At 67.9% G+C, this 22,616-nt stretch carries 21 protein-coding genes; 7 read left to right on the top strand and 14 right to left on the bottom strand.

Annotated elements, in window-relative coordinates; genetic code table 11:
* Positions 1-15 precede the first annotated feature (15 nt).
* The 5 genes from H3O04_RS12840 to H3O04_RS12820 form a co-directional block, all read right to left on the bottom strand.
* The gene (locus H3O04_RS12840) at positions 16-597 is read right to left on the bottom strand and encodes a hypothetical protein (RefSeq protein ID WP_202587827.1); all 582 of its coding nucleotides are present in this window, start codon (positions 595-597) and stop codon (positions 16-18) included.
* A complete protein-coding gene (locus H3O04_RS12835) occupies positions 594-1,322 on the bottom strand; it encodes a methyl-accepting chemotaxis protein (protein ID WP_202587826.1) in 729 nt (242 codons plus the stop codon). The genes H3O04_RS12840 and H3O04_RS12835 overlap by 4 nt, the downstream gene beginning before the upstream one ends.
* 22 nt (positions 1,323-1,344) lie before the next feature.
* The gene (locus tag H3O04_RS12830) at positions 1,345-3,732 is read right to left on the bottom strand and encodes an MCP four helix bundle domain-containing protein (protein WP_202587825.1); all 2,388 of its coding nucleotides are present in this window, start codon (positions 3,730-3,732) and stop codon (positions 1,345-1,347) included.
* A 400-nt stretch (positions 3,733-4,132) separates the two neighbouring features.
* Positions 4,133-4,540: a type II toxin-antitoxin system VapC family toxin gene (locus tag H3O04_RS12825; RefSeq protein ID WP_202587824.1), complete on the bottom strand. Its 408-nt coding sequence runs from the start codon at positions 4,538-4,540 to the stop codon at positions 4,133-4,135.
* Positions 4,537-4,779, bottom strand: a complete 243-nt coding sequence (locus H3O04_RS12820; RefSeq protein WP_069230948.1) for an antitoxin — start codon at positions 4,777-4,779, stop codon at positions 4,537-4,539. Before H3O04_RS12820 ends, H3O04_RS12825 begins: the two co-directional genes overlap by 4 nt.
* A gap of 257 nt (positions 4,780-5,036) precedes the next feature.
* On the opposite strand from H3O04_RS12820, the gene H3O04_RS12815 reads away from it, so the two are divergent.
* Complete coding sequence (locus H3O04_RS12815; protein ID WP_202587823.1) at positions 5,037-5,720, top strand: alpha/beta hydrolase; 684 nt, start codon at positions 5,037-5,039, stop codon at positions 5,718-5,720.
* Between the two features lie 68 nt (positions 5,721-5,788).
* Here the strand turns inward: H3O04_RS12815 and H3O04_RS12810 are convergent, their stop codons facing one another.
* Entirely contained in the window at positions 5,789-7,294 is a 1,506-nt protein-coding gene (locus H3O04_RS12810) for an amino acid permease (RefSeq protein WP_202587822.1), read from the bottom strand.
* 77 nt (positions 7,295-7,371) lie between these two features.
* Positions 7,372-8,778, bottom strand: coding sequence for an aspartate ammonia-lyase (gene aspA, locus H3O04_RS12805; RefSeq protein WP_027808950.1), 1,407 nt, complete (start codon positions 8,776-8,778; stop codon positions 7,372-7,374).
* A gap of 142 nt (positions 8,779-8,920) precedes the next feature.
* Here aspA and H3O04_RS12800 point away from each other — a divergent pair, with 142 nt between their 5' ends.
* On the top strand, positions 8,921-9,895 hold the full coding sequence (locus tag H3O04_RS12800; RefSeq protein ID WP_124476424.1) for a LysR family transcriptional regulator: 975 nt from the start codon (positions 8,921-8,923) through the stop codon (positions 9,893-9,895).
* A gap of 53 nt (positions 9,896-9,948) precedes the next feature.
* Here H3O04_RS12800 and H3O04_RS12795 read toward each other — a convergent pair whose 3' ends face one another.
* The 4 genes from H3O04_RS12795 to H3O04_RS12780 form a co-directional block, all read right to left on the bottom strand.
* Complete coding sequence (locus tag H3O04_RS12795) at positions 9,949-11,010, bottom strand: asparaginase (protein WP_077179695.1); 1,062 nt, start codon at positions 11,008-11,010, stop codon at positions 9,949-9,951.
* Positions 11,011-11,167: 157 nt separating this feature from the next.
* Positions 11,168-12,190: a DUF2891 domain-containing protein gene (locus tag H3O04_RS12790; RefSeq protein WP_043887661.1), complete on the bottom strand. Its 1,023-nt coding sequence runs from the start codon at positions 12,188-12,190 to the stop codon at positions 11,168-11,170.
* 19 nt (positions 12,191-12,209) lie between these two features.
* A complete protein-coding gene (locus H3O04_RS12785; protein ID WP_011548003.1) occupies positions 12,210-13,160 on the bottom strand; it encodes a DUF979 domain-containing protein in 951 nt (316 codons plus the stop codon).
* The gene (locus H3O04_RS12780) at positions 13,157-13,846 is read right to left on the bottom strand and encodes a DUF969 domain-containing protein (protein WP_202587821.1); all 690 of its coding nucleotides are present in this window, start codon (positions 13,844-13,846) and stop codon (positions 13,157-13,159) included. Before H3O04_RS12780 ends, H3O04_RS12785 begins: the two co-directional genes overlap by 4 nt.
* Before the next feature lie 271 nt (positions 13,847-14,117).
* Between H3O04_RS12780 and H3O04_RS12775 the strand changes: the two genes are divergently transcribed.
* Positions 14,118-14,342: a hypothetical protein gene (locus tag H3O04_RS12775; RefSeq protein WP_011548005.1), complete on the top strand. Its 225-nt coding sequence runs from the start codon at positions 14,118-14,120 to the stop codon at positions 14,340-14,342.
* A 48-nt stretch (positions 14,343-14,390) separates the two neighbouring features.
* On the opposite strand, the gene H3O04_RS12770 is transcribed toward H3O04_RS12775, so the two are convergent.
* Positions 14,391-14,819, bottom strand: a complete 429-nt coding sequence (locus tag H3O04_RS12770) for a hypothetical protein (RefSeq protein ID WP_043887657.1) — start codon at positions 14,817-14,819, stop codon at positions 14,391-14,393.
* A gap of 312 nt (positions 14,820-15,131) precedes the next feature.
* Between H3O04_RS12770 and H3O04_RS12765 the strand changes: the two genes are divergently transcribed.
* Together H3O04_RS12765 and H3O04_RS12760 are read left to right on the top strand one after the other, a co-directional pair.
* Positions 15,132-16,136: a chemotaxis response regulator protein-glutamate methylesterase gene (locus tag H3O04_RS12765; RefSeq protein WP_023476536.1), complete on the top strand. Its 1,005-nt coding sequence runs from the start codon at positions 15,132-15,134 to the stop codon at positions 16,134-16,136.
* Positions 16,137-16,213: 77 nt separating this feature from the next.
* Positions 16,214-17,275, top strand: a complete 1,062-nt coding sequence (locus H3O04_RS12760) for a diguanylate cyclase (RefSeq protein WP_023476537.1) — start codon at positions 16,214-16,216, stop codon at positions 17,273-17,275.
* Between the two features lie 22 nt (positions 17,276-17,297).
* Here the strand turns inward: H3O04_RS12760 and H3O04_RS12755 are convergent, their stop codons facing one another.
* Together H3O04_RS12755 and H3O04_RS12750 are read right to left on the bottom strand one after the other, a co-directional pair.
* Complete coding sequence (locus H3O04_RS12755) at positions 17,298-19,547, bottom strand: putative bifunctional diguanylate cyclase/phosphodiesterase (RefSeq protein WP_202587820.1); 2,250 nt, start codon at positions 19,545-19,547, stop codon at positions 17,298-17,300.
* 281 nt (positions 19,548-19,828) lie between these two features.
* Positions 19,829-20,722, bottom strand: coding sequence for a LysR substrate-binding domain-containing protein (locus H3O04_RS12750; protein WP_124476427.1), 894 nt, complete (start codon positions 20,720-20,722; stop codon positions 19,829-19,831).
* A 302-nt stretch (positions 20,723-21,024) separates the two neighbouring features.
* Here H3O04_RS12750 and H3O04_RS12745 point away from each other — a divergent pair, with 302 nt between their 5' ends.
* Both H3O04_RS12745 and H3O04_RS12740 read left to right on the top strand, forming a co-directional pair.
* On the top strand, positions 21,025-21,663 hold the full coding sequence (locus tag H3O04_RS12745; RefSeq protein WP_023476540.1) for a hydrolase: 639 nt from the start codon (positions 21,025-21,027) through the stop codon (positions 21,661-21,663).
* A 215-nt stretch (positions 21,664-21,878) separates the two neighbouring features.
* Entirely contained in the window at positions 21,879-22,601 is a 723-nt protein-coding gene (locus tag H3O04_RS12740) for a haloacid dehalogenase type II (RefSeq protein ID WP_023478147.1), read from the top strand.
* Positions 22,602-22,616 lie beyond the last annotated feature (15 nt).

The following is a 22,616-nucleotide window of genomic DNA, read 5'->3' as shown; positions in this document are numbered from 1 at the left end:
CCTGAGGGTCGTCGGTCAGAACAGTTCGAGCTCGCCGCCGGTGTCCACCGCGGCCGTTTCCGGCACGTGGAAATCGACCGGCGCGTTCGCGCACACGCACAGCGTCGCGCCGACCCGCACGTCGCCGTCGAGCGTCAGGTCGTACGCGGCCACGTAGTCGGGTGCGAGCGCGTGCATGTAGTCGATGCTCGCGCCGCTCAGCAGGTAAGGCGTCGACATCCCGAGATCGGGAAACGGCGCGGTCAGCGCCTGGTTGATCGCGCCGCAACACAGGTTCGCGACTTCCATGAACGCGTCGGTCAGCAGCCGCTGGCTGTTCGTGCCCGCCGTCGTACCGGCGAAATGGCGGCGCGTCGCGTCGTCGTCGCTGAAGCGCAGCGCGAGCAGCAGGCGGAAATGCAGCGCCGAGATCGTCAGCACGACCACATGCTCGGGCACCTTCGGCTTCGATCGCGACTTCGCGTGCCCCCGATCGGGCGCGTCGGGGTCGTGACCGGCGGCCGGCCGGATGTCGCACGCGCCGCCGGCCGCGAGCCGCGTGCGCGCGGCATCGAAGAAGATCCGCTCGAAACCCGCCGTCGCCTGCGCGCTGATCACGCGGCCTCTCCTTCGATCCGCGCATGCAGTTGCCCGGCCAGCGTCTCGACGGTCGCGAGCGCGGCCGTGATCATCTTGCCGCCGCCCTGGATGTCCTGGAACGTCGCGGCCGTCACGAGATCGTTGCGGTTCAGGCTGTCGCGATAGCTGTTCGACAGTTGCTGCGAGCGCGCGGCCAGCCCGCGCACCTCGCTCGCGACGATCGAGAAACCGCGCCCGGCCGCGCCCGCGCGCGCCGCCTCGATCGACGCGTTCAGCGACACGATCGACACGTGCGCAACGATCGCCGACAGCTCCAGGTTCTTCGCGCGCATGTCCTGGTTCTGCGTGGTCAGCGAGATCATCTGCTCGTGCCAGCGCTCGAACGTGCCGGCCAGCCCGCGCAGGCGCGCGGCTTCGTCGGCGATCTTCATCGCGTGCTGCGCGAGCGCCGCACGGTCGGCCGACAGCGCCTGCAACGCGTCGCGCTGCGCGCCGTTCGCCGAGATCTCGCGCGTCAGCGCCTCCCCGAGCTGCGCCTCGCGTCGCGCCCATGCGTCGGCCGCTTCCGCATGCGCGGACGCCGCTTCATCTGCGCGTGCGGCGGCTGCGTCGAGCGCGTCGCGCAACGCGTCGGCCTCGCGCGCCAGCGTCGCGACGAGCCGTTTGCGCATCGCACGAAACACGATCGCCGCCGCCATCGCGACGACCACGCCGCCCGCCAGCGCAGCGGCCATCTGAGTCATCCACGCCTGCACGATCACGCCGTCACTCCGCTGCGTCGATATCCGCGACGCGTGCGCGCTGCGCGTGCCCCGTGCCGGGCGCGGCGCCGTCCGCCGCGAAGCGTGCCGGCAGCGACACGATCGTCTCGAATGCGCGATACGGCGCACCGACGCGATCGTCGGTGAAGCGCAGCGCGATATCGCCGCCGTCGCGCTTCAGGAAGTTGCGCACCGCGTCCATGCCGACGCCGCGCCCCGATACTTCGGTCACCGTCTGCGCGGTCGAGAAGCCCGGCCGGAAGATCAGCTCGGCGACGTCCTCGTCGGACAACGCCGCCTCGTTGCCGGCATCGATCCAGCCGCGCTCGCGCGCGATGCCGCGAATCCGGTCGAGCGCGAGGCCGCGGCCGTCGTCGGCGAGCACGAACCACAGTTCGCCGCCGCCCACGCCGACCGCGATGTCGATCGTGCCGGATGCCGGCTTGCCGGCCGCGCGCCGCGCGTCGGATGACTCGATCCCGTGGTCGATCGCATTGCGCAGCAGGTGCATGAACACGTTCTTCAGCGTCGCGACGATCTCGCTGCGCACGCGCTGGCTGTGGCTGTCGATATGCACGACGGGCGCCGGCTTGCCGAGCTCGGCCGCGAGCGACGGCAGCGATTCGATCACGCCGCCGAGCGCGTCGCCGATCCCTTGCGTGCCGAGCTGGCTCAACATGCGGCGCACCGCATCGCGCGCCGCGTGCCAGTCGGACGCGTTCGCCGGATCGGCGCCGTCGAGCACCCGCAGGCTCTCGCTGATGTGTGCGCGCTCGACCATCAGGAAATCGGCGCCGTTCGGCGCCGGCTCGCCGCTACGGCCGAGCGTGACCGCGTTGATCGTCGCGTAGTGGTCGACGGCCTCGCGTACGCGCGCCAGATCCTCCATCAGCGCGTCGCGGTTCCACTCGGGGCCGCTGTCCGCGCGGCGCAGCGACTCGTACGCCTGCTCCGCTTCGTGGACGATGTTCGTCAGATGCTGGAGGCTGTACGTGCGCGCATTGCCCTTGATCGTATGCATGTTGCGGAACAGCGCCGCGACGATCGAATGATCGACGCGCTCGTGCTGGCGAATCATCCGCTCGTTCTCGCTGAGGAAGCCCTTCGCGCTGTGCACGAAGTCGTGGAACTTGTCCTGGCTGATCGACAGAATCTCGCCGATCATCTCGAGGCGGCGCTGCTGTTCGCCGGCCTGCGCGGTCAGCTCGCGGATCTCGGTCACGTCGCGCACGCACAGCATCAGGCGCACCACCGTGTCGGTCTCGTCCGTGATCGCCGACCAGCTCAGGTCGAGCCACTTCTCGCGGCCGTCCGGCATCCGCTTCGCGACTTCGTTGACGAGCAGGTGTTCGTTGAACCCGAAGTTCATGCTGTCCTCGCCGAGGCACGCATGCACGGCCGCGTCGACCTGCGAGCGCGCGTCGGCGCCGATCGCCGAATCGTCGAACACGAGCGCCATCAGGTCGCGGCCGGCGATGTCGTTCGTCTCGAAGATGGTTTCGAGATACGCCGAATACTCCGCGTGCACGACGCCGCCCTCGACGACGGTCAGGATGCCCTGCTGCATGTTCTGCAGCATCGCCTGGATGTCGGCCGTCTTCTGCTTCAGCTGCGCAGCGTTCTCCTGGATCTTCTCGATCATCCCGTTGAACGCGACGATCGAATGGCCGATCTCGTCCATCCGGCCCACCGGCACGCGGCGCGTGAAATCCTGGCTCGTCGCGATCTCGCTCATCGCCGTCTGCATCCCGATCAGCGGGCGCGTGATCTGGCGATACAGCACGAAGCCGAGCGCGGTCAGCAGCACGATCACCGTGCCGGCGACGCCCGCGATCGCGGTCGCCGTGGTCGCGAGCATCCCGTTCAGCGCGCCGATCGCGTCGTCCTTCTGGCGGTTCTTCTCGACGCGCAGCGTGTCGACGATGCTTTCGAGTTCGTCGCGATACTGCGCGACGTTCGCGAACAGGTAGGCCTGCGCCATCTCGGCCTTGCCGTCCGTCTTCATCTTCACGGTGTCGGCGATCGCCGCGAAATAGTTCGCGGCGCTGTCCTTCGCCTGCGCGACGAGCCCGACCTGCGCTTGGCCGACCGCCGATTTCGCCTGCGCGTCGAGTGCGGCGCGCAGCGCGGCCTGCTTCGCCTTCAGCTCGTCGCGCGCCTGGGCGGCGGTGTTCGCGTCGGGCGCGTAGACGAGCGTCATCGTCGCGATCTGGATGTTCTTCACATCGGCGACGAGATCCGCCGATGCGAGCGCGCTCGGCACGATTCCCTGGGTGACCTGACGCACCTCGGATGCGCTCTTGCGCGTCTGGTACACGGCGTAGATGCCGATCGCGGACAGCGCGAAGAACGTCAGGACGACTAGCAGCGTAATGCGATGACGGATGGTCATGAGTACAGCTCCCCGCAGCGATCCGGGTTCGATCGCCCTTTGGTCTATTGAAAGAATGTGAGCGCCGAATTATCGGGGATGGTGTATGACTGTCCGATGACCGAAAATCAATCGGTCATTGAGGAAAATGAAATGGATAATTGCGCGGGGAAAAGCCTAAAGTTTTTTGTCGGCTTGCCGTTAACTTTGGGCCACCATACCCGGTAAGGATGCGGCGTTCGACGAAGCACAGGAATAGCGGATATTCATTGTTTTATTCATGCCTCGCCAAATCCGTTTTATTGAATGCCGGCAAAACGTTTGCGCATTATCGGCGGGCCGGTTTGTTTTGGTATTTTTTATAATCGTTGCAGTATTCGCCTGGCTGGTTCGTTAATGTCGACCCCGCACGATCGACCGTTCAGCCTTCGCTCGGCTCGGCGAGCCAGTCTTCGAATTGCAGCCGCGGAACGCGCTCGAATTCGCGGACGTTGTGCGTGACCAGCACCAGGTGCCGCGCACGCGCCTGCCCTGCGATCAATGCATCGTATGGACCGATCGGCGTGCCGGCCGCGATCAGGTGCGCACGAATTTCACCCGCATGCTGTGCATCCTCGGTGTCGAACGATACGACCTCGAACTGCAGCGCGTTGACACGCGCGACGTTCGCAGCCGCTCGCTGGCTCTTGTACGCGCCGTAATAGAGCTCGTGCGCGACGATCGCGGGGATCCCGAAATCGGCCGGCCGCCAGGCATGCAAACGGGCCAGTATCGCCGGCTCGCCTTTGAGAATGGCGATCACCGCGTCGGTATCCAGCAGGAACTTCATTCGAACACGTCCAGACCCGAGCGCTCCTGACCGGACGGCTGCGTGGTCGCGGCAGCCTCGAAATCGGCGTCCACCGGACCGATCAGCGGTGCCAGCCAAGCCCAGTCTTGCGGCATCGGCTCGAGAATGACGGCCGCCCCGTGGCGGCGGATGCGGACCTCGGCCGTATCGAAGCGGAAATCCTTCGGTAGCCGGACAGCCTGCGAGCCGCCATGCTTGAAGAGCTTTGCAGTATCCATCGCTCCACCTTCACGTATCTACAGAATGTATCTATTTTATCAACTGTACGTGAGAATGACGAGTCGTCCAATCGGCCTGTCGTCGGCGTATATCCGGGCCGTCCGGCCATGCGTGGCCGCGTGACATCGCGATCTGCTCCGCAACGCATGGTGCCCCGATTCATTCCGCCCAGGAAACAATCAATCCCGCCCCGGCGATTCCTCTCCCGATCCGCCCGCTCTAGACTGTCGCATCGACCTCTTTCCGGACCCACGCGATGACAGACGCCCTGCCGCTGACCACCGATCCCGATTCCGGCCTGCAGTACCGTGTACGCCCGGCCGCCGGCCGTCCCGCCGCCCGCCTGTTGCTGCTGCACGGCGTCGGCGGCAACGAAACCAACCTGCTGAACGTGGCCGACGTGATCGATCGGCGCATCGAAATCGCGTTCCTGCGCGGCCCGCTCACGTTCGGGCCCAGTCAGCATGCGTGGTTTCCGGTGCGTTTCGGCCCGAACGGCCCTGAAATCGATGCCGCGCGTGCGGACGAGAGCCGCGTGCAACTGATCACGCTGCTGCATGCGCTGCGCGCGCGGGATGGCGCAGCGCCCGCGTTGCCGACCGTGATCGCCGGCTTCAGTCAGGGCGGCATCATGAGCGCGAGCGTCGGCCTCACGTCGCCCGGCGACGTGAGTGCGTTCGCCGTGCTGTGCGGGCGCATCCTGCCGGAAATCGATCCGCTGATCGCGCCGCGCGATGCATTGAGCACGCTGCACGCGCTGGTGATGCATGGCCGCTTCGACGACAAGCTGCCCGTCTCGTGGGCGGACAAGGCCGACGCGAAGCTGACGGCGCTCGGCGTCGCGCACGACACGCGGCTGTATGCGGCCGGCCATGAGCTGACCGCGGAGATGGCCGGCGATTTCGGCCGATGGGTCGGTGAGCGCGCCGGGTTGAACTAACTGAATGTGAACCGAACGCACCAGGGGCGCCGGCCCGCGAACGGACCGCCCCCCCCCGGTACATGCCGTCACGCGTTCCGCGCAGGGTCCGCAACGCCACGCACGGATGCAGGCTTCGCCGCCGCCCGCTCGCGCTCGGCGCCGCGTTTCGCCAGCTTCCAGCCGATCACCAGCGCGAGCACGACGACCGGAATCGTCGCGATGGTCCACGTGCCGCCCGGATAGTCGAACGCCATCAGCACCAGCACGCCGACCAGGAAAGCGAGCGTGAGCCACGACGTGAACGGCGCGCCCGGCATCCGGAACGACACGGCCTTCATCTCGCCGCGATCGACCGCGCGGCGGAACAGGATCTGGCACATCACGATGAAGCCCCACGTCGTGATGATCCCGAGCGACGCCATGTTCAGCACGATCTCGAACGCCTGGGCCGGCACGATGTAGTTGAGCGGCACGCCGATCGCGTTGATCGCGACCGTGATCAGGATGCCGCCGTACGGCACGCCGCGCGCGTTCATCCGCGACACGAAACGCGGCGCCGAGCCGCCCATCGCGAGCGAGCGCAGCACGCGGCCCGTCGAATAGAGGCCGGAATTCAGGCTCGACAGCGCGGCGGTCAGCACCACGACGTTCATCACCGTACCGACGTACGGCACGCCGAGCTTGCTGAAGAACGTGACGAACGGGCTTTCGTGCGCGCTGTACGCGGTCCACGGCAGCAGCATCGTCAGCAGCACGACCGAGCCGACATAGAACAGCGCGATGCGCCACATCACGCTGTTGATCGCCTTCGGCAGCACCTTGCGCGCGTCCGCCGTCTCGCCCGCGGCAACGCCGACGAGCTCGATGCTCGCGTACGCGAACACGACGCCCTGCACGATCAGCACGGCCGGCAGGATGCCGTGCGGGAAGATCCCGCCGTGATCCGCGACGAGATGCAGCCCCGTCATCTGCCCCGCCACCGGATGGCCGCTCGCGAGAAATACCGCGCCGACCGCGAGAAACACCGCGAGCGTGCCGACCTTGACGAGCGAGAACCAGAACTCCATCTCGCCGAACACCTTCACGCCGATCATGTTCATCACCGACACGATCCCGAGCGCGCCGAGCGCGAATACCCATTGCGGCACGTCGGTGAACACGGCCCAGTACTTCATGTAGATCGCGACCGCGGTGATGTCGACGATGCCGGTCGTCGCCCAGTTCAGGTAGTACATCCAGCCCGCGACGAACGACGCGCGCTCGCCCATGAACTCCCGTGCGTACGACACGAAGCTGCCGCTGGTCGGCCGGTGCATCACGAGCTCGCCGAGCGCGCGCATGATCAGGAACGCGAACACGCCGCACACGAGATACACGAGCGCGAGCGCCGGCCCCGCGCTTTGCAGGCGCCCGCCCGCGCCGAGAAAGAGGCCGGTGCCGATCGCCCCGCCCATCGCGATCATCTGCACGTGGCGTGGCTTCAACTGCTTCGCATAGCCGGCTTCGTGCGACGCGAACATCGCATCGGGGTCGGCATGCACGGCATCCGCGCCGCCGGCCGGGCCGGCCGGGCGCTCGCTGGGGTGTGTCATCGTGAGTCTCCGTTGTTTGTTGATGTGTCGCGCCCCGCTACGGAGGCGCTTTCGGTACGGCTGCGAGCCGGCCGGCGTCAGAACGCCCGCGGCCGGATCAGCGCTTCGGGCTGCAGCGCTTCGTCGAGTTGCGCGTCGGTCATCAGTTCGTGCGCCAGCACGACCTCGCGGATCGATTTGCCGGTCGCATGCGCTTCGGCGGCCACGGCGGTCGCGCGCTTGTAGCCGATGTACGGGTTCAGCGCGGTCGCGAGCGCGACCGAGCGCTCCATCGTTTCGCGCAGCCGCTCGGGATTCGCGGTGATGCCGCTCACGCATCGCTGCGCGAGCGTCGTGCAGGCGGCCGTCAGGTGGCTGAAGCTGCGGAACAGCGCGCTCGCGATCACCGGTTCGAACGCGTTGAGCTGAAGCTGGCCGGCCTCGGCCGCGAAGGTGATGGTCAGGTCGTTGCCGAACACCTCGAACGCGACCTGGTTGACGACTTCCGGGATCACCGGATTCACCTTGCCGGGCATGATCGACGAGCCGGCCTGCACGGGCGGCAGGTTGATCTCGCCGAAGCCCGCGCGCGGGCCGCTCGACAGCAGCCGCAGGTCGTTGCAGATCTTCGACAGCTTGACGGCGATCCGCTTGAGCACGCCCGACACCTGGACGAACGCGCCGCAATCCTGCGTCGCTTCGATCAGGTTCGGCGCGGTGCTCAGGTCGAGCCCGGTGATGCGGCGCAGCGCGGCCAGCGCCTTCTCCGCGTACTGCGGGTGCGCGGTGATGCCCGTGCCGATCGCGGTCGCGCCGAGGTTAATCTCGCGAATCAGCCAGCCGGCTTCCTGCAGCCGCGCGATGTCTTCCGTCAGCATCACCGCGTAGGTCGAGAATTCCTGGCCGAGGGTCATCGGCACCGCATCCTGCAATTGGGTGCGGCCGAGCTTCAGCAAGCCGGCGAACGCGTCGGCGCGCTCCGCGAATGCATCGCGCAGCCGCGCCATCGCCTCGAGCAGGTGTTCGACCGCGAAGCAGGTCGCGATGCGGATCGCGGTCGGATAGACGTCGTTGGTGCTCTGCGCGAGATTGACGTGCTCGTTCGGATGCAGGTATTCGTACTGCCCGCGCGCGTGCCCCATGATTTCGAGCGCGCGGTTGCAGATCACCTCGTTCGCGTTCATGTTGGTCGACGTGCCGGCGCCGCCCTGGATCACGTCGACGACGAACTGGTCGTGCAGCCGCCCTTCGCGGATCTCGACGCACGCGGCGGCGATCGCATCGCGGTACGGCCGCGGCAGCAGCCCGAGTTCGCAATTGGCGTCGGCCGCCGCTTCCTTCACGGACGCGAGCGCCATCACGAGGTACGGCAGCGACGCAATGGTGCGGCCGGAAATGTCGAAATTCTCTTTCGCGCGCAGCGTATGGACGCCGTAATAGGCGGTATCGGGAATACTTCGTTTGCCTAAAAGATCCGCTTCGACGCGGAAGCCGTTTTCGGTCATCGTGCCCCTCCTGGATGTCTCGTGCCGCTCGTCGTTCGCCGCTTCCCGACGCGACGGGTTCGCATTCTATGCCTTTGCAAAAACAAGCTCGCTTCTGTATTATCGAAAGCGGTTTTGCGTGAGACGCAACAGCGAGAATCGAATGAAAAAAGGCGCGAGAGAAACCGGCATCGATCATCTGGGCGCGATGCGCGCATTCGTGCGGGTGGTCGAAACAGGAAGTTTTTCGGCGGTCGCGAAGGAGATGCACGTGTCGACGTCGACCGTCGCGCGCAAGGTCACGGCGATCGAGGAGGCGCTCGGCGTCGCGCTGCTGCACCGCTCCACGCACAGCGTGACGCTCACCGAAGCCGGCCACATCTACCTGGAGCGCGCGGTCACGCTGATCGCCGATCTCGACGACACGCTACGCGTCGTCGCCGAGCTGAATGCGCAGCCGAGCGGCCCGCTGAAGCTCACCGCGCCGGTCGCGTTCGGCCGCCGCCATCTCGCGCCGCTGATCGCGCCGTTTCTCGCGCGCTATCCGACGATCCAGCTCGACGTGCGGCTCACCGACAACCACAACGACCTCGTGGCGGGCGGCTTCGACCTCGACATCCACGAAGGCGAGAACTACCTGGACAACCTGGTCGTCCACCGGCTGTCGCGCAACGACAGCATCCTGTGCGCGACGCCCGGCTACCTCGACCGCTGCGGGCGCCCCGCAACGCCGGAGGACCTGACGCACCACAACTGCCTGCGCTACGTGCACCCGGAAGGCGATCCGCGCTGGGCGCTCGTGCGCGGCGACACGCAGCACAGCGTGCTGCCGGCCGGCAATCTCGTCACCGACCACTCGGAGCTGCTGCTGGAAGCGACCTGCGCGGGGCTCGGCATCGCGGAATTCGAGATCTGGCTGGTGCGCGACCTGCTCGCGAGCGGCCAGCTCGAAGCCGTGCTGCCGCGCTACCGGCTGCAGAACCGGCTGACCGGCGAATTCATCTACATCGCGTATCTGGCGAACCGGCGCAGCTCGGCGAAGCTGCGCGTGCTCAAGGATTTTCTGGCGGAACACCTCGCGCAGATCGGCGAGCTGTCGGAGCGGGAACTGGCGAAGATTCGCGACGCTCGCGCGTAGCGCGCCGATGCGGGGCCCGGATCGCGGGCCGCGCATCGGCGCGGCCACCGCGTTCAGGCCGCCTGCAAGTCGAACGGGAACGTCGCGTGCCCGAACTCGACGCCCTGCGTGTTGAGCATCCGCGGCCGGTGGAACGCGGCCAGTTGCGCGCGCTGCTCGGCCGTGCCGATCCGCAGCCGCTCGAGGATTTCGCTGACGACCATATACAGCACGTCGAGATTGCCGTCCTCGATCTTCACCGAGATGCCGAGCGCACCGTCCGCGCCGAGTTGCCGCGTGCGTTCCGACGCGCGCACGCCGATCCCGTAGCACGCATCGGCGCCGAGCTTGCCGACCACCTGCCCGCCGAACGCGTTCATCAGCACCGTGCAATAGCGTCCTTCGCCCGCGACCAGTTCCGGATAGGCGGTCATCGCGCGATGAATGCGCGCCAGTGCGCGCACCCGATCGGTCACCGCGCCGCCCGCTTCCACCGCGTCCGCGCCGTCGGCCAGCGACGCGTACAGGCGCGCCAGCCGGTCCAGCGAGAACGCCGGCGTCGGCAGGTTGCAGCCGTCGATGCCCCAGTCGACCTCGTCGTCGCGCAGGCCGCACGCGTCGGCCACCACCTGCTTCACGCGTACCTGCATCGGATGGTCGGGCAGATGGTAATCGGCGATCGCCGCGCCGATCGCCTGCGCGCCGGCCAGCATCCCGACATGCTTGCCCGAACAGTTGCTGCATACGCCGGTGGGCGTGTAGTCGCGCTTGATCCACGACCGGTACACCGCATCGGACAACGGCGGATGGCCGCCGCAGCGCAGATCCGATTCGTGCGCGGCCACCTTCGCGAGCATCGCGCGCGTGCGTTCGATGTGGCGATCCTCGCTGCTGTGCGACGCGCACATCAGCGCGATGTCCGCGTCGTCGAAGCCGAAGCGTTCCGGCGCGCCCGTCTCGATCACCGACAGCGCCTGCGCCGGCTTGGCCGCCGACCGCGCGAGCGTCATCCGGTACGGATCGCCGAACCGGGCCAGCAGCCGGCCGCGTGCATCGACGACCGCCACATGGGCGACGTGCGTGTTCTCGATCGCATTGCCGCGGTACGTGACGACCGCTGCGCGTGGGGTCTCCATCCTCTTCTGTCTCCTTGCTCGCGGGCCTGATGCCGGGGCCCATCCAACCGGTACGGCAGTGTAGCGAGTCGTCGCCGCCGCGCGTCGGCCCGGTCGTGGAAAGCGGTGTTGCGTCCGACGCAAAGGCGGTCGCCTTCCACGAAAGCCCGATGGCGCGCTACGCGTCCAGCGCGAGCAACGCGAACGTCGCGAGCCAGTGCTCGCCCATGTAGTCGCCGGCCACGTGCGCGAGCGCGCTCGCGAGATGCCGGTCGGCCGCATCGAGCAGCTTCGCGCGCCGCGCATCGCCTTCCGGCAGCGCGCCCGCCAGCGAACGCTGGCACCACGCGCGGCTCAGGTTCAGCCCGTCGAGGTGCGCGATCTTGCCGTCGCTGCGGTCGCTGACCGTCGCCGGCTCGAACAGCGTCGCCGGCTCGCCTTGCGCGAGATCGGGCAGGAAGCGCGCGAACCAGCCGTCGAATTCGGCGGCCGGCAGCACGCGCCGCATCAGTTCGGCTTCCATCAGCGCGGGCGACAGGAATTCGTCGCCCGACGGCTCCCACGCCTGGCATGCGACGTCGTTCAGGTGCCAGCGCTTCGCGGTATCGACGATCAGCGCCGCGAGCCCGTCGCGCCGCGTATCGCGCGCGAAATCGAGCGCGAGCGCCAGCGCGAACGCGGTGTTGAAGTGCGTACCGACGCGCAGCGGATAGGTGGCCTTCGGCAGGAACGTCTCGAAGCGCGACACGAACAGGTCGGCCAGCGGCGCCAGCGTCTTCGCCCAGCGCGCGGCCTGCGGCAGCACGCCCTTCAGCGCGAGCCGCTCGAGCTGCGCGACGAGCGCGAGCAGCCACGCCCAGCCGTACGGCCGCTCGAAGCCGGCGTTGTGCGGCCGCGCGAGATACGCGCGCTCGCCGGCGACGTTCGCGTCGGTGAAATGCGCGTCGACGATCGCGACGATGCGCTCGGCCTCCGGCAATGCCGGGAAGCGTTCGAGCACGCGCAGCACAAGCCAGTAGCCGTGCACGCACGAATGCCAGTCGTAGCTTCCGTAGAAGATCGGGTGCAATGCGCGCGGGCCCTGCACGTCGTGCGGCCCTTCGAGCGCATGCGTGAGCTTGTTCGGATATTCGCGGGTCAGGTGCGCGAGCGCGAGCGACGCGAATTTCGACGCGAGTTCGGGGGTGAGTCGGTCGGTCATGAGGATCTCGTCCATCGAATCAGAAGCGGAATACGAACGCGTACATCAGCAGCGTGTTCACGGCCAGCAGCAGCACGGCGGTCGGCCACTGCGCCTTGATCACGCCGTTCTTGTCCTTCAGTTCGAGCAGCGCCGCGGGCACGATGTTGAAGTTCGCGGCCATCGGCGTCATCAGCGTACCGCAGAAGCCGCTCAGCATCCCGATCGCGCCCATGATCGCCGGATTGCCGTGGAACTGGTGGACGATCAGCGGCAGGCCGATGCCGGCCGTCATCACCGGGAACGCGGCGAAGCCGTTGCCCATGATCATCGTGAACAGCGCCATGCCGACCGTATAGGCCGCGACCACCGCGAACGGCGAATCGATCGGCACCCAGTCCTTCACGAGCCCAGACACCACGCCGCCGACGCCCGCGACCGCGAACAGCGCGCCGAGCGCCGCGAGCATCTGCGGCAGGATCGCGGCCCAGCCGACCGCATCCATCGTGTGGCGCGCCTCCTTCAGCGCATGCACGGGCGAATCGCGCAGCATCGCGAGCGCGACGACGAACGCGACGATCGTGCCGAGCACGAGCGAGATCAGCGTCACGCTCTTCGGCTCGACGAACGGCACGAGCTTCAGCGCGAACGTGCCGATCAGCGTGACGAGCGGAATCAGCAGCGCGGGCAGGAACAGCCGGTTGCCGAAGCGCTGCGCGAGCGTCTCGCGCCGCCCGGCCGCCGCTTCGCCGGCCTCGTCGGACCGGCCGCGGCCCAGCTTGCCGGAGCCGGCGATCACCGCGAGCGCGATCGCGAGGCACCCCGTCACGAAATGCGGCAGCAGCGCGCCGAACAGGAACGTGACCGCGTAGATGGCCCAGAACGCGAAATTGACGACGCGCCGCGGGTTCGTGCGATCCGTCAGGTTGAAGTACGCGAACGCGGCGAACATCAGCCCCGCGAGCGTGTACAGCGATTCGAGGCCGATCATCGCGCGCCCTCCTGCCTGACCAGGCCGAAGCCGCGCGCGAGCCGGCGATCGAGCAGCGCGAGGCGCGTGCAGTGGATCAGCAGCGCGGCGATCGCGGTCGGGATCGCCCACACCGACAGGTGCAGCTGCTCGATGGCGATGCCGTTCTGTTCGAGAAAGCCCTTGATCAGCAGGATCGACTGGATCGCGATGAAGATGTCCTCGCCGAAGAACACGGCGACGTTGTCGGCGCCCGACGCATGCGCGCGGATCTGCTGGCGCACCGCCTCGGGCAGCTCGCCGTGCCGGCCGACCGCGGCGGCCTCGGCCATCGGCGCGATCAGCGGCCGCACCATCTGCGCATGGCCGCCGAGCGACGTGAGGCCGAGCGCGGCGGTCGCCTGGCGCAGCACGAAGTACAGCATCAGCACGCGGCCCGTGGTGGCCGCCTGCACCCGCGAGATCATCCGCTTCGCCTGCTCCTTGAGCCCGTTGCGCTCGAGCAGCGCGATCACCGGCAGCGTGAGCCAGATCAGCCCCATGTAGCGGTTCTCGGTGAACGCCTTGCCGAACGCACTGACGATGTCGACGAAATTCAGCCCGCCCGCCAGCCCCGTCGCGAGCCCAGCGATCGTGACCACCAGCAGCGCATTGAAGCGCAGCGCGAAGCCGATCACGACGATCGGCACCCCAATCAGCACCAGCATTTCCCCTCCTTGTGTCTGGACGCGCGGCACTCCGGCCACGCGCGGCCGGCCCGGTTTGCATCGGGCTCGGACGGCGCAATCTAACACGAGACTTTATCGATAAAAAGTCGACAATTTGCCGGTTCGGGTAAACGTTGAAGCCGATGGACACCGTGCCCGCGCCATGTGTCGGCCGCGTTTCATCGGATGAATCGGGCCGCCCGGCGCGCGTGGCGCAGCCCCGGGACGCCGACTACACTGAAGAGCATCGGCAACGTACGGGAGAGCCGCCATGATTGACGTATTCCAGACTATCGGCAGCCGCGCGTTCTCCGCTCATCTGGCGAAGGACGGGATGGTGACGCTGATGGAGCAACGCCATGAAGTCGACCGCGTGACGCTCGCGACCGCCTATGCCGCGCTGGTCGAGGAAGCCGAGCAGGAAGCCGACCTGCGCGACGCGACGGTCGAAGGGATGATGCGCGCGCTGATCCAGGGCTACGCGCGCAGCCATTGACGGCGTGGCGGCACGGCCGCCGCGCGGCCCGATGCGCGCTACGGCCCGCTACGCGGCCGGCATGCCCGCGCCCATGCCGAACCACCGGCCCTCGCGCAGTTGCCGGTAATCGGCCTGCGTGAAGATGCTCAGCAAGTTCGCCACCGCGCCGTTGCTGGCACGATCGCGTTCCGTCATGAAGGCTTCGACTTCGTCGCGGCCGGCGAACAGGATCGTGCCGAAATAACGCTCGCGCTCGGCGTCGGAGAGGTTCGTCGCGCTCAGCTGGTACGGATGGTGAAGCGCCGCGAACAGGAAGTAGTAGCGCTCGGCATCGTCGCGCAGCACGCGCACCGCATCGGGTTCGACCGGAAAATCGCGGTCGAACGACGCGTGCCCGCTCTCGATGTGGATCCGGTACAGCAAACGGCCGTCCTGCTCGATCACGATCGGCGCGTACGGGTCGCGGCTGACGAGGACGGTATAGGGCGCGCTCATCCGGTTCTCTCCTTGCTTTTTTGTCGATGCCGGCACGGTAACATGCGGACTTTTGCGGCCTGTCGGACAGGATCGACCGCCCCGCGTGCCGACAATGCGGAATCGCCATAGAGGAAACGTACTGAAACCGCACAATGCGCATATTTTTCGATTGCCGCCGCCCGCGCCGCATGACAGCATTCGGGCGTCGCCAACCGAAAAGAATGCCGTGCCGTCCGGCCGCCGATGCCGCCCGGCCGCGCCGAACAGGCTGCGCCCTTCCATGAACCCGGCCCACCTCCAACACTACGAACCGACCGGAGAATTCCGCTTGTGAACATCGGCATCGTCAACGACCTCCCGCTTGCCGTCGAGGCGATGCGCCGCGCGATCGCGCGACGGCCCGAGCACCGCGTGCTGTGGGTCGCGACCGACGGCCCGCAAGCCGTCGAACTGTGCGCCGCGCAGCCGCCCGACATCGTGCTGATGGATCTGATCATGCCGAAATTCGACGGGATCGAGGCGACGCGGCGGATCATGCGCTCCGAACGACCGTGCGCGATCCTGATCGTGACGAGCTGCATCGGCTCGAACGCCTGGCGCGTGTTCGAGGCGATGGGCGCCGGCGCGCTCGACGCGGTCGACACGCCGCGGCTCGGCGACGGCGCGGCCGGCGACACGACGAAACTGCTGCTCGCGAAGATCGACCAGATCGGCCGCCTGCTCGACGCACCGGGCGGCTCGCGCCTCGCCGGCGCGGCCGCGCGCGGCGGCGCCGGCCCGCTGATCGCGATCGGCGCATCGGCCGGCGGCCCCGGCGCGCTCGCGTCGATCCTCGGCAACCTGCCGGCCGATTTCAATGCGCCGATCGTGATCGTGCAGCACGTCGATCGCGCGTTCGCCGAAGGCATGGCGCAATGGCTCGACGGCCAGACCCGGCTCGCCGTGCGCGTCGCACGCGAAGGCGACCGCCCGCAGCCAGGCGTCGCGCTGCTCGCCGCGACCGACGATCACCTGCGCATCACGCGCGCCGGCACACTCGAATACACGCGGGAACCGGCCGCCACGCCGTATCGTCCGTCGGTCGACGTATTCTTCAACAGCCTGACCGAGCACTGGCCGGGCCGCGTGATCGGCGTGCTGCTCACGGGGATGGGCCGCGACGGCGCGATCGGCCTGAAGGCGCTGCGGATGAAGGGCTACCATACGATTGCGCAGGACGAGGCAACCAGCGCCGTCTACGGGATGCCGAAGGCGGCCGCGACGCTCGGCGCGGCGCGGGCGATCCTGCCGCTCGGGCGCATCGCGGGCGAACTGGCGGCGCTAGCGCGGATCTGAACTCCGACGATGACCACGCGCAACACCCATGCCTGCCCCTGCAACGACCGCGACCACCGCCACGACCCGCATCGACCATGACGATTGACCTGACTCGACCGCCGGGCGGCCCGACCGCGTCGCCCGCCGACGCGCCGGCGATGGTGTTGCTGGTCGACGACCAGACGATCGTCGCGGAAGCCGTGCGGCGCGCGCTCGTCGACGAGGAAGGCATCGACTTCCACTACTGCCCGCGTTCGGACGACGCGATGGCAACCGCGGTCGAGACGCGCCCGACCGTGATCCTGCAGGACCTCGTGATGCCGGGCACCGACGGGCTGAGCCTCGTGAAGGCGTACCGCGCGAATCCGGCGACGCGCGACGTGCCGATCATCGTGCTGTCGACGCAGGAAGAACCGGTGATCAAGAGCGCCGCGTTCGCGTCCGGCGCGAACGACTACCTGGTCAAGCTGCCCGATCGCATCGAACTCGTCGCGCGCATCCGCTACCACTCGCGCTCGTACCTGAACCTGCTGCAGCGCGACGAAGCCTATCGCGCGCTGCGGCAGTCGCAGCAGCAATTGCTCGAGGCCAATCTCGAACTGCGGCGCCTCACGCACTCCGACGGCCTGACCGGGCTGTCGAACCGGCGCTATCTCGACGAATACCTGGCCGACGAGTGGCGGCGCGGCGCGCGCGAGCGCAGCGAGCTGTCGCTGCTGATGATCGACGTCGACAACTTCAAGCTCTACAACGACACGTACGGACACGTATCGGGCGACAGCGTACTCAAGCAGATCGCCTCGACGATCGAGCGCTGCCTCGGGCAATCGGGCGATTTCGCCGCGCGCTTCGGCGGCGAGGAATTCGCGGTCGTGATGCCGGCCTCGTCGCCGGGCGCCGCGCGGCTGCTCGGCGAGAAGATCCGGCTCGCGGTCGAGGCGCTGCGACTGCGGCACGCGCATTCGTCGACGGGCAACCACACCGTGACGATCAGCATCGGCGGCGCGAGCATCGTGCCCGCGCCCGGCCTGCCGACGACCGTCCTGATCGAGGCGGCCGACCGCGCGCTCTATCGCGCGAAGCACGAAGGCAAGAACCGGGTGGAGATCGATCCGTCGTCGACGCCGCCAGGCGCCAGCGGGTTCGGCGCGCGCTAGCGGAACGCCGCCGAGCGCGCGCTTATGCGGCGCCGAGCCGGCGCGCGTAATCGCTCACATCCAGCGGCCGGCTGAACAGATAGCCCTGCTGCATGTCGCAGCCGATCTGCTGCAGAAACCACGACTGCGCCTGCGTCTCGACGCCTTCGGCCGTGACCTTCATCCCGAGCGAATGCGCCATCGCGACGACCGCCTGCGTGATCGCGACCGAGTCGTGATGATCGGGCACGCCCGACACGAACGAGCGGTCGACCTTCAGGTTGTGCAGCGGAAAGCGCTTCAGGTACGCGAGCGACGAATAGCCGGTGCCGAAATCGTCGACCGAGATCCGCACGTTCATGTCCGTGAGCGCTTCGAGCATCGGCAGCACGGTATCCGTGTCGTTCATCAGCACGCCTTCGGTGATCTCCAGTTCGAGCGCCGACGGGTCGAGCCGCGTCTGCGCGAGACAGCGGCCGACCGATTCGACGAGCCCCTCGTGAAACTGCCGCGGCGACAGGTTGACGGCCAGCATCAGGTCCGGCGCGATCGTGCGGCGCCACTCGGCCGCCTGCCGGCACGCGGTTTCGAGCACCCACTGGCCGATCGCGACGATCAGCCCGGTATCTTCCGCGACCGGAATGAATTCCGCCGGCGACATCGGCCCGAGCTCGGGGCTCGTCCAGCGCAGCAGCGCCTCGGCGCCGACCGTGCGGCCGCTGCGCGCATCGACGACGGGCTGATACGCGAGCCGCAGCAGGTCCGACGCGAGCGCGCGCCGCAGCGACTGCTCGATCGCGAAGCGGCGCTGCAGCCGCAGGTTGAGCTGCGCGGTAAAGAACGTGAAGTGGTTGCGACCGCGCTGCTTCGCGTCGTACATCGCCGAATCGGCGTTGCGCATCAGCGTCACGGCATCGTCGCCGTCGCGCGGCGCGACGCTGATGCCGATCGATACGCCGAGCCAGTATTCGTTGTTCGCGATCGCGAACGGCTTCGCGATCGCCTCGATCACCTCGCGTGCGAGCACCGACAGGCGATCGGGATCGTCGCAATCGTCGACGAGGATCACGAACTCGTCGCCACCGACGCGCGTGAGCGCGTAGCGGCCCTCCCCGCAGGCCGCGAGCCGCGCGGCGACGCTGCGCAGCAGCGCGTCGCCGGCGTCGTGGCCGGCCGTGTCGTTGACCTTCTTGAAGCCGACCAGATCGATGAACAGGATCGCGACGCGCGCGGGCCCGGCCGCCGCGTCGTGCGCGCAGAACAGCTCGCGCATGCGGTCACCGAGCCAGCGGCGGTTGTAGAGGCCCGTCAGCGCGTCGCGGGTCGCCATGTAGCGCAACTGCTGCTGCGCTTCGCGCACGGGGCCGATGTCGTTGAACGACACGAGCACCGAGTCGGCCTGCGTCTCGCCCGGCCTCACGATCGGCACCGCGTTGCCGCGCACCCAGATGATGTCGCCGTCCGCGAGACCGAAGCCGACCGTATAGTCGAGCATCGGCGTGGCCGTCTCGAGCGCGCGCCGGCTCGGCCAGTCGTGCGGGTCGAGCGGCGTGCCGTCCTCGCGCAGCTTGCGCAGGATCACCGTCGACAGCCGGCGGCCGACGAGTTCGCCCTTCACGCGCATCATCCGGTTTGCGCTCGGATTGCTCGCGATCACGACGCCTTCGCGCGATATCACGAGGATGCCCTCGCTCAGGCTGTTGACGACGAGCCGGTGATGTTCCTCGCTGCGCGCGAGTTGTCGTGCGATCCGGTCCTGGTGCACCGCGAGGCCGACGCTGTTGCCGATATCGCGCAACAGCGCGGTTTCCTCGTCGCTCGGCCGGCACGGCCGGTGGTGATAGACGGCGAACGCGCCGAGCACGGCGCCCGCATCGTCGAGGAACGGCACCGACCAGCACGCGCGCAAGCCCAGCGGCAACGCGATGGCGCGGTAGCCGGCCCACAGTGGATCGGTTTCGATGTCTTCGACGGCGACCATCCGGCGCTCGTACATCGCCGTGCCGCACGAGCCGGCCGCGGGCCCGATCGTCGCGCCGTCGATCGCCGCGCTGTACTGCGCGGGCAACGACGGCGCCGCGCCGACGCGCACGTGCACGCCGTCCGTATCGAGCAGCAGGATCGTGCAGCACGCGCCGTCGCCGAGCAAAGCCTCGGCACGCCGGCAAACCTCGACCAACAGTTCCGGTAGCGGCGTGTTGCGCGTGATCAGCCTCAGTACGCTCTGCTCGGATGCGAGTACTTCCGCGGCGAGCCCGAGGCTGTAGCGAGAACTTTGCGGTTCGGTATTCAATATGAATCCTGCCGTCTGTCCGACCGGGTCTGATGCGCCCGATTCGTTATCGATATTTCGTGCCTTTCGTACCCTGTCCGCCCCGGGTTTACGCCGATACCCGGTGCGCCCCGTTTCGCGCGCCGAGCCAGGGCGCGCCGAAATGTATTTAACACCAATCCGTGACGATCGGCGTATCCGCTTGCATCAGGGGATACGCTCGGTTGCCGGCCGGCTCGCCGGCGGCGACCGGCGCGCCGCCAGATTGCTGCGCCGCACGAAAACGCGGGCGCGCCGCCCCGTCAATCCTTCCGGATGTGCTCGGCCAGGAAGTCGATCAGGAGGCGCACGCGCGGCAGCAACCCGCGCCGCGACGGAAACACCGCGTGCACCACGCCGCCCTTCGGCGCCCAGCCGGGCAGCACGTCGACCAGCGTGCCGTCGCGCAGGTCGTCCTCGACGACCATGCACGGCAGTTGCACGATGCCGACGCCGTGAATCGCCGCATCGCGCAGCGCGTGCATGTCGTCGGTCACGAACCGCGGGTGATGGCGCAACTGCGCATGCTCGCCGTTCGGGCCGACCAGTTGCCACACGTGATGCCGCGCCGGCCCCCAGTCGAGGCTCGGCACGCCGATCAGCTCGACCGGGTCCGACGGCGCGGTGCGCCCGTCCAGCCACTGCGGCGCGGCCACCAGCCGCTGCGGGCTGTCGGCGAGCACGCGCATCACGAGATCGCTGTCCTCCAGCGGCGGAAAGCGCACGCGCAGCGCAAGGTCGAACCCTTCGCTCAACGGGTCGACGCGGCGATTCGTCGCCTCGAGGTGCACGTGCACCTGAGGATGAATCGCCATGAAACGTGCAACGAGTTCGCTCACGCGGAATTCGAGCAAGGCGGTCGGGCAACTCACACGCACGATGCCGCGCGGCTCCGCGTGCCGGCGCTCGATCACCTCGCGCGCCGCGTCGGCTTCCACCAGCACGGCGAGACAGCGCTCGTAGAATTCGCGCCCGGTTTCGGTGACCGTGAAATGGCGCGTCGTGCGCTGCAGCAGCCGCACGTCGTACCGCGCTTCCAGCGCCGCGATGCGCCGGCTCAGCGTCGATTTCGGCACGTCCAGCGCGCGCCCGGCCTGCGTGAATCCGCCGTGTTCGACCACCTTCACGAAATAGTAGAGGTCGTTCAGGTCATCCATGATTGTTCCATTCATAGAACACTGACGGCATTTTAAGGGACTGGAACACCCGTTGTTGCACGCTTAGCATCGTGTTTCGACGTGGATCGATGTCGCCGCGACCAGCGGGATTTTTTTCAGCCGGCTACCTCGCTCGGCCGCACGGTTCACTACGCTTGAAGCATTCGCCCGCCGTGCAACCGGAGTCGGACGTTTGCGACAGCGCGAGCGTGCAGCCGCGGCGAGTGTCCCGACACCGCGGCCGCGCCAACCTGGAACCTCGGGATTTCCCTTCACTTCCTGCACTGTCTCTGGAGGCAACCATGGCAAGCGAACCGATTCGCGACCCCGCGAACGACCACCTGCTCACCCCGCAGAATTCCGCGTTCATCGTCATCGATTACCAGCCGGTCCAGGTGAACTCGATCGCGTCGATGGATCGCCAACTGCTGATCAACAACATCGTCGGCGCATCGAAGGCGGCGGTTGCATACGACCTCCCGATCGTCCACTCGACCGTCAACGTGAAGACCGGGCTGAACAAGCCGCCGATCCCGCAACTGCGCGCGGCGCTCGAAGGCTATCCGACCTACGACCGCACGAGCATCAACTCGTGGGAAGACGTCGAGTTCCGCCAGGCCGTCGAGGCGACCGGCCGCAAGAAATTGATCATGACGGCGCTGTGGACCGAGGCATGCCTGACGTTCCCGGCGCTCGATGCGCTGAAGGCCGGCTACGAGGTGTACGTGGTCGTCGATGCGGTCGGCGGCACGTCGGTCGCCGCGCACGAAGCCGCGCTGCGCCGCATCGAGCAGGCCGGCGGCCAGATGATCAGCGTCGCGCAGTTGTTCTGCGAATTGCAGCGCGACTGGGCACGCAGCGCCACCGTGCCGGCGTTCATCAACCTGTTCATCGAAACCGGTGGCACGGCCGGCATCCAGTTCTCGTACGACAAGAGCTGACCGGCGAGGGCGCGCGCGGCGGCCGGCGCCGTCCGGCCGGCGCCGCGCGCCCTGCCCCCGCTCGCTGGCGCCGGCGTGACCGGCGCGCGAGCCACCTATCGCGGCCTCCCCGGCCGCGTTTTCGTATCCGTGATTCAATGTCGATCGAACCGGCGCCGCGCCATCCGGCGGCACGGCGATGTGAACCCTCATCGAACGACCTTCACTGGATCACCATGACGAACCCTGCCGAAATCAAGGCGCTCGTTTTCGATGTCTTCGGAACGATCGTCGACTGGAGAAGCGGTGTCGCGCGCGGCGCCGCCGCATTCCTGGACCGCCACGCGCCGACGCTCGACCCGTTCGCGTTCGCCGATGCGTGGCGCGCCGAATATTCGCCGTCGATGGAAGAAATCCGCAGCGGACGCCGCCGCTACGTGCGGCTCGACGTGCTGCATCGCGAGAACCTGGTGCGCACGCTCGACCGTTTCGGGATCGTCGACGTGCCCGACGCCGACATCGACTCGCTGAATCTCGCGTGGCACCGGCTCGATCCGTGGCCGGATGCCGTCGCCGGGCTGCACCGGCTGAAGCAGCGCTACATCATCGCGCCACTGTCGAACGGCAATATCCGGCTGATGGTCGACGTCGCGAAGCATGGCGGGCTGCCGTGGGACGCGATTCTCGGCGCCGAGGTCGCCCGCGCGTACAAGCCGTCGCCGGCGGTCTATACCGAAGCGGTCGAGATTCTCGGCCTCGCGCCGGCCGAGCTGTGCCTGGTGGCCGCGCACAACGGCGATCTGGGCGCCGCGCGCCGGCTCGGGCTGTCTACCGCGTTCGTGCTGCGGCCGACCGAGCACGGGCCCGGCCAGACGACCGACCTGCAAGCCGACGAGGCATGGGATTTCGACGTCAGGGACCTGAACGAACTCGCGGATCGGCTCGGCTGCCCGCGTTGAAGGCCTGCGGCGCGG

This window comes from Burkholderia sp. KCJ3K979 (genome assembly GCF_016759955.1).
GTDB lineage: Bacteria > Pseudomonadota > Gammaproteobacteria > Burkholderiales > Burkholderiaceae > Burkholderia > Burkholderia orbicola.
The sequence above is the reverse complement of the archived record's forward strand: the minus strand, read 5'-3'. Positions and strand labels throughout refer to the sequence as shown.

What these genes read in the sequence shown, in the direction of transcription:
- H3O04_RS12835 (WP_202587826.1), bottom strand. Translation starts at nt 1,322, where the DNA reads ATGACTCAGATGGCCGCTGCGCTGGCGGGCGGCGTGGTCGTCGCGATG.
- H3O04_RS12830 (WP_202587825.1), bottom strand. Translation starts at nt 3,732, where the DNA reads ATGACCATCCGTCATCGCATTACGCTGCTAGTCGTCCTGACGTTCTTC.
- H3O04_RS12825 (WP_202587824.1), bottom strand. Translation starts at nt 4,540, where the DNA reads ATGAAGTTCCTGCTGGATACCGACGCGGTGATCGCCATTCTCAAAGGC.
- H3O04_RS12820 (WP_069230948.1), bottom strand. Translation starts at nt 4,779, where the DNA reads ATGGATACTGCAAAGCTCTTCAAGCATGGCGGCTCGCAGGCTGTCCGG.
- H3O04_RS12815 (WP_202587823.1), top strand. Translation starts at nt 5,037, where the DNA reads ATGACAGACGCCCTGCCGCTGACCACCGATCCCGATTCCGGCCTGCAG.
- H3O04_RS12810 (WP_202587822.1), bottom strand. Translation starts at nt 7,294, where the DNA reads ATGACACACCCCAGCGAGCGCCCGGCCGGCCCGGCCGGCGGCGCGGAT.
- aspA (WP_027808950.1), bottom strand. Translation starts at nt 8,778, where the DNA reads ATGACCGAAAACGGCTTCCGCGTCGAAGCGGATCTTTTAGGCAAACGA.
- H3O04_RS12800 (WP_124476424.1), top strand. Translation starts at nt 8,921, where the DNA reads ATGAAAAAAGGCGCGAGAGAAACCGGCATCGATCATCTGGGCGCGATG.
- H3O04_RS12795 (WP_077179695.1), bottom strand. Translation starts at nt 11,010, where the DNA reads ATGGAGACCCCACGCGCAGCGGTCGTCACGTACCGCGGCAATGCGATC.
- H3O04_RS12790 (WP_043887661.1), bottom strand. Translation starts at nt 12,190, where the DNA reads ATGACCGACCGACTCACCCCCGAACTCGCGTCGAAATTCGCGTCGCTC.
- H3O04_RS12785 (WP_011548003.1), bottom strand. Translation starts at nt 13,160, where the DNA reads ATGATCGGCCTCGAATCGCTGTACACGCTCGCGGGGCTGATGTTCGCC.
- H3O04_RS12780 (WP_202587821.1), bottom strand. Translation starts at nt 13,846, where the DNA reads ATGCTGGTGCTGATTGGGGTGCCGATCGTCGTGATCGGCTTCGCGCTG.
- H3O04_RS12775 (WP_011548005.1), top strand. Translation starts at nt 14,118, where the DNA reads ATGATTGACGTATTCCAGACTATCGGCAGCCGCGCGTTCTCCGCTCAT.
- H3O04_RS12770 (WP_043887657.1), bottom strand. Translation starts at nt 14,819, where the DNA reads ATGAGCGCGCCCTATACCGTCCTCGTCAGCCGCGACCCGTACGCGCCG.
- H3O04_RS12760 (WP_023476537.1), top strand. Translation starts at nt 16,214, where the DNA reads ATGACGATTGACCTGACTCGACCGCCGGGCGGCCCGACCGCGTCGCCC.
- H3O04_RS12750 (WP_124476427.1), bottom strand. Translation starts at nt 20,722, where the DNA reads ATGGATGACCTGAACGACCTCTACTATTTCGTGAAGGTGGTCGAACAC.
- H3O04_RS12745 (WP_023476540.1), top strand. Translation starts at nt 21,025, where the DNA reads ATGGCAAGCGAACCGATTCGCGACCCCGCGAACGACCACCTGCTCACC.
- H3O04_RS12740 (WP_023478147.1), top strand. Translation starts at nt 21,879, where the DNA reads ATGACGAACCCTGCCGAAATCAAGGCGCTCGTTTTCGATGTCTTCGGA.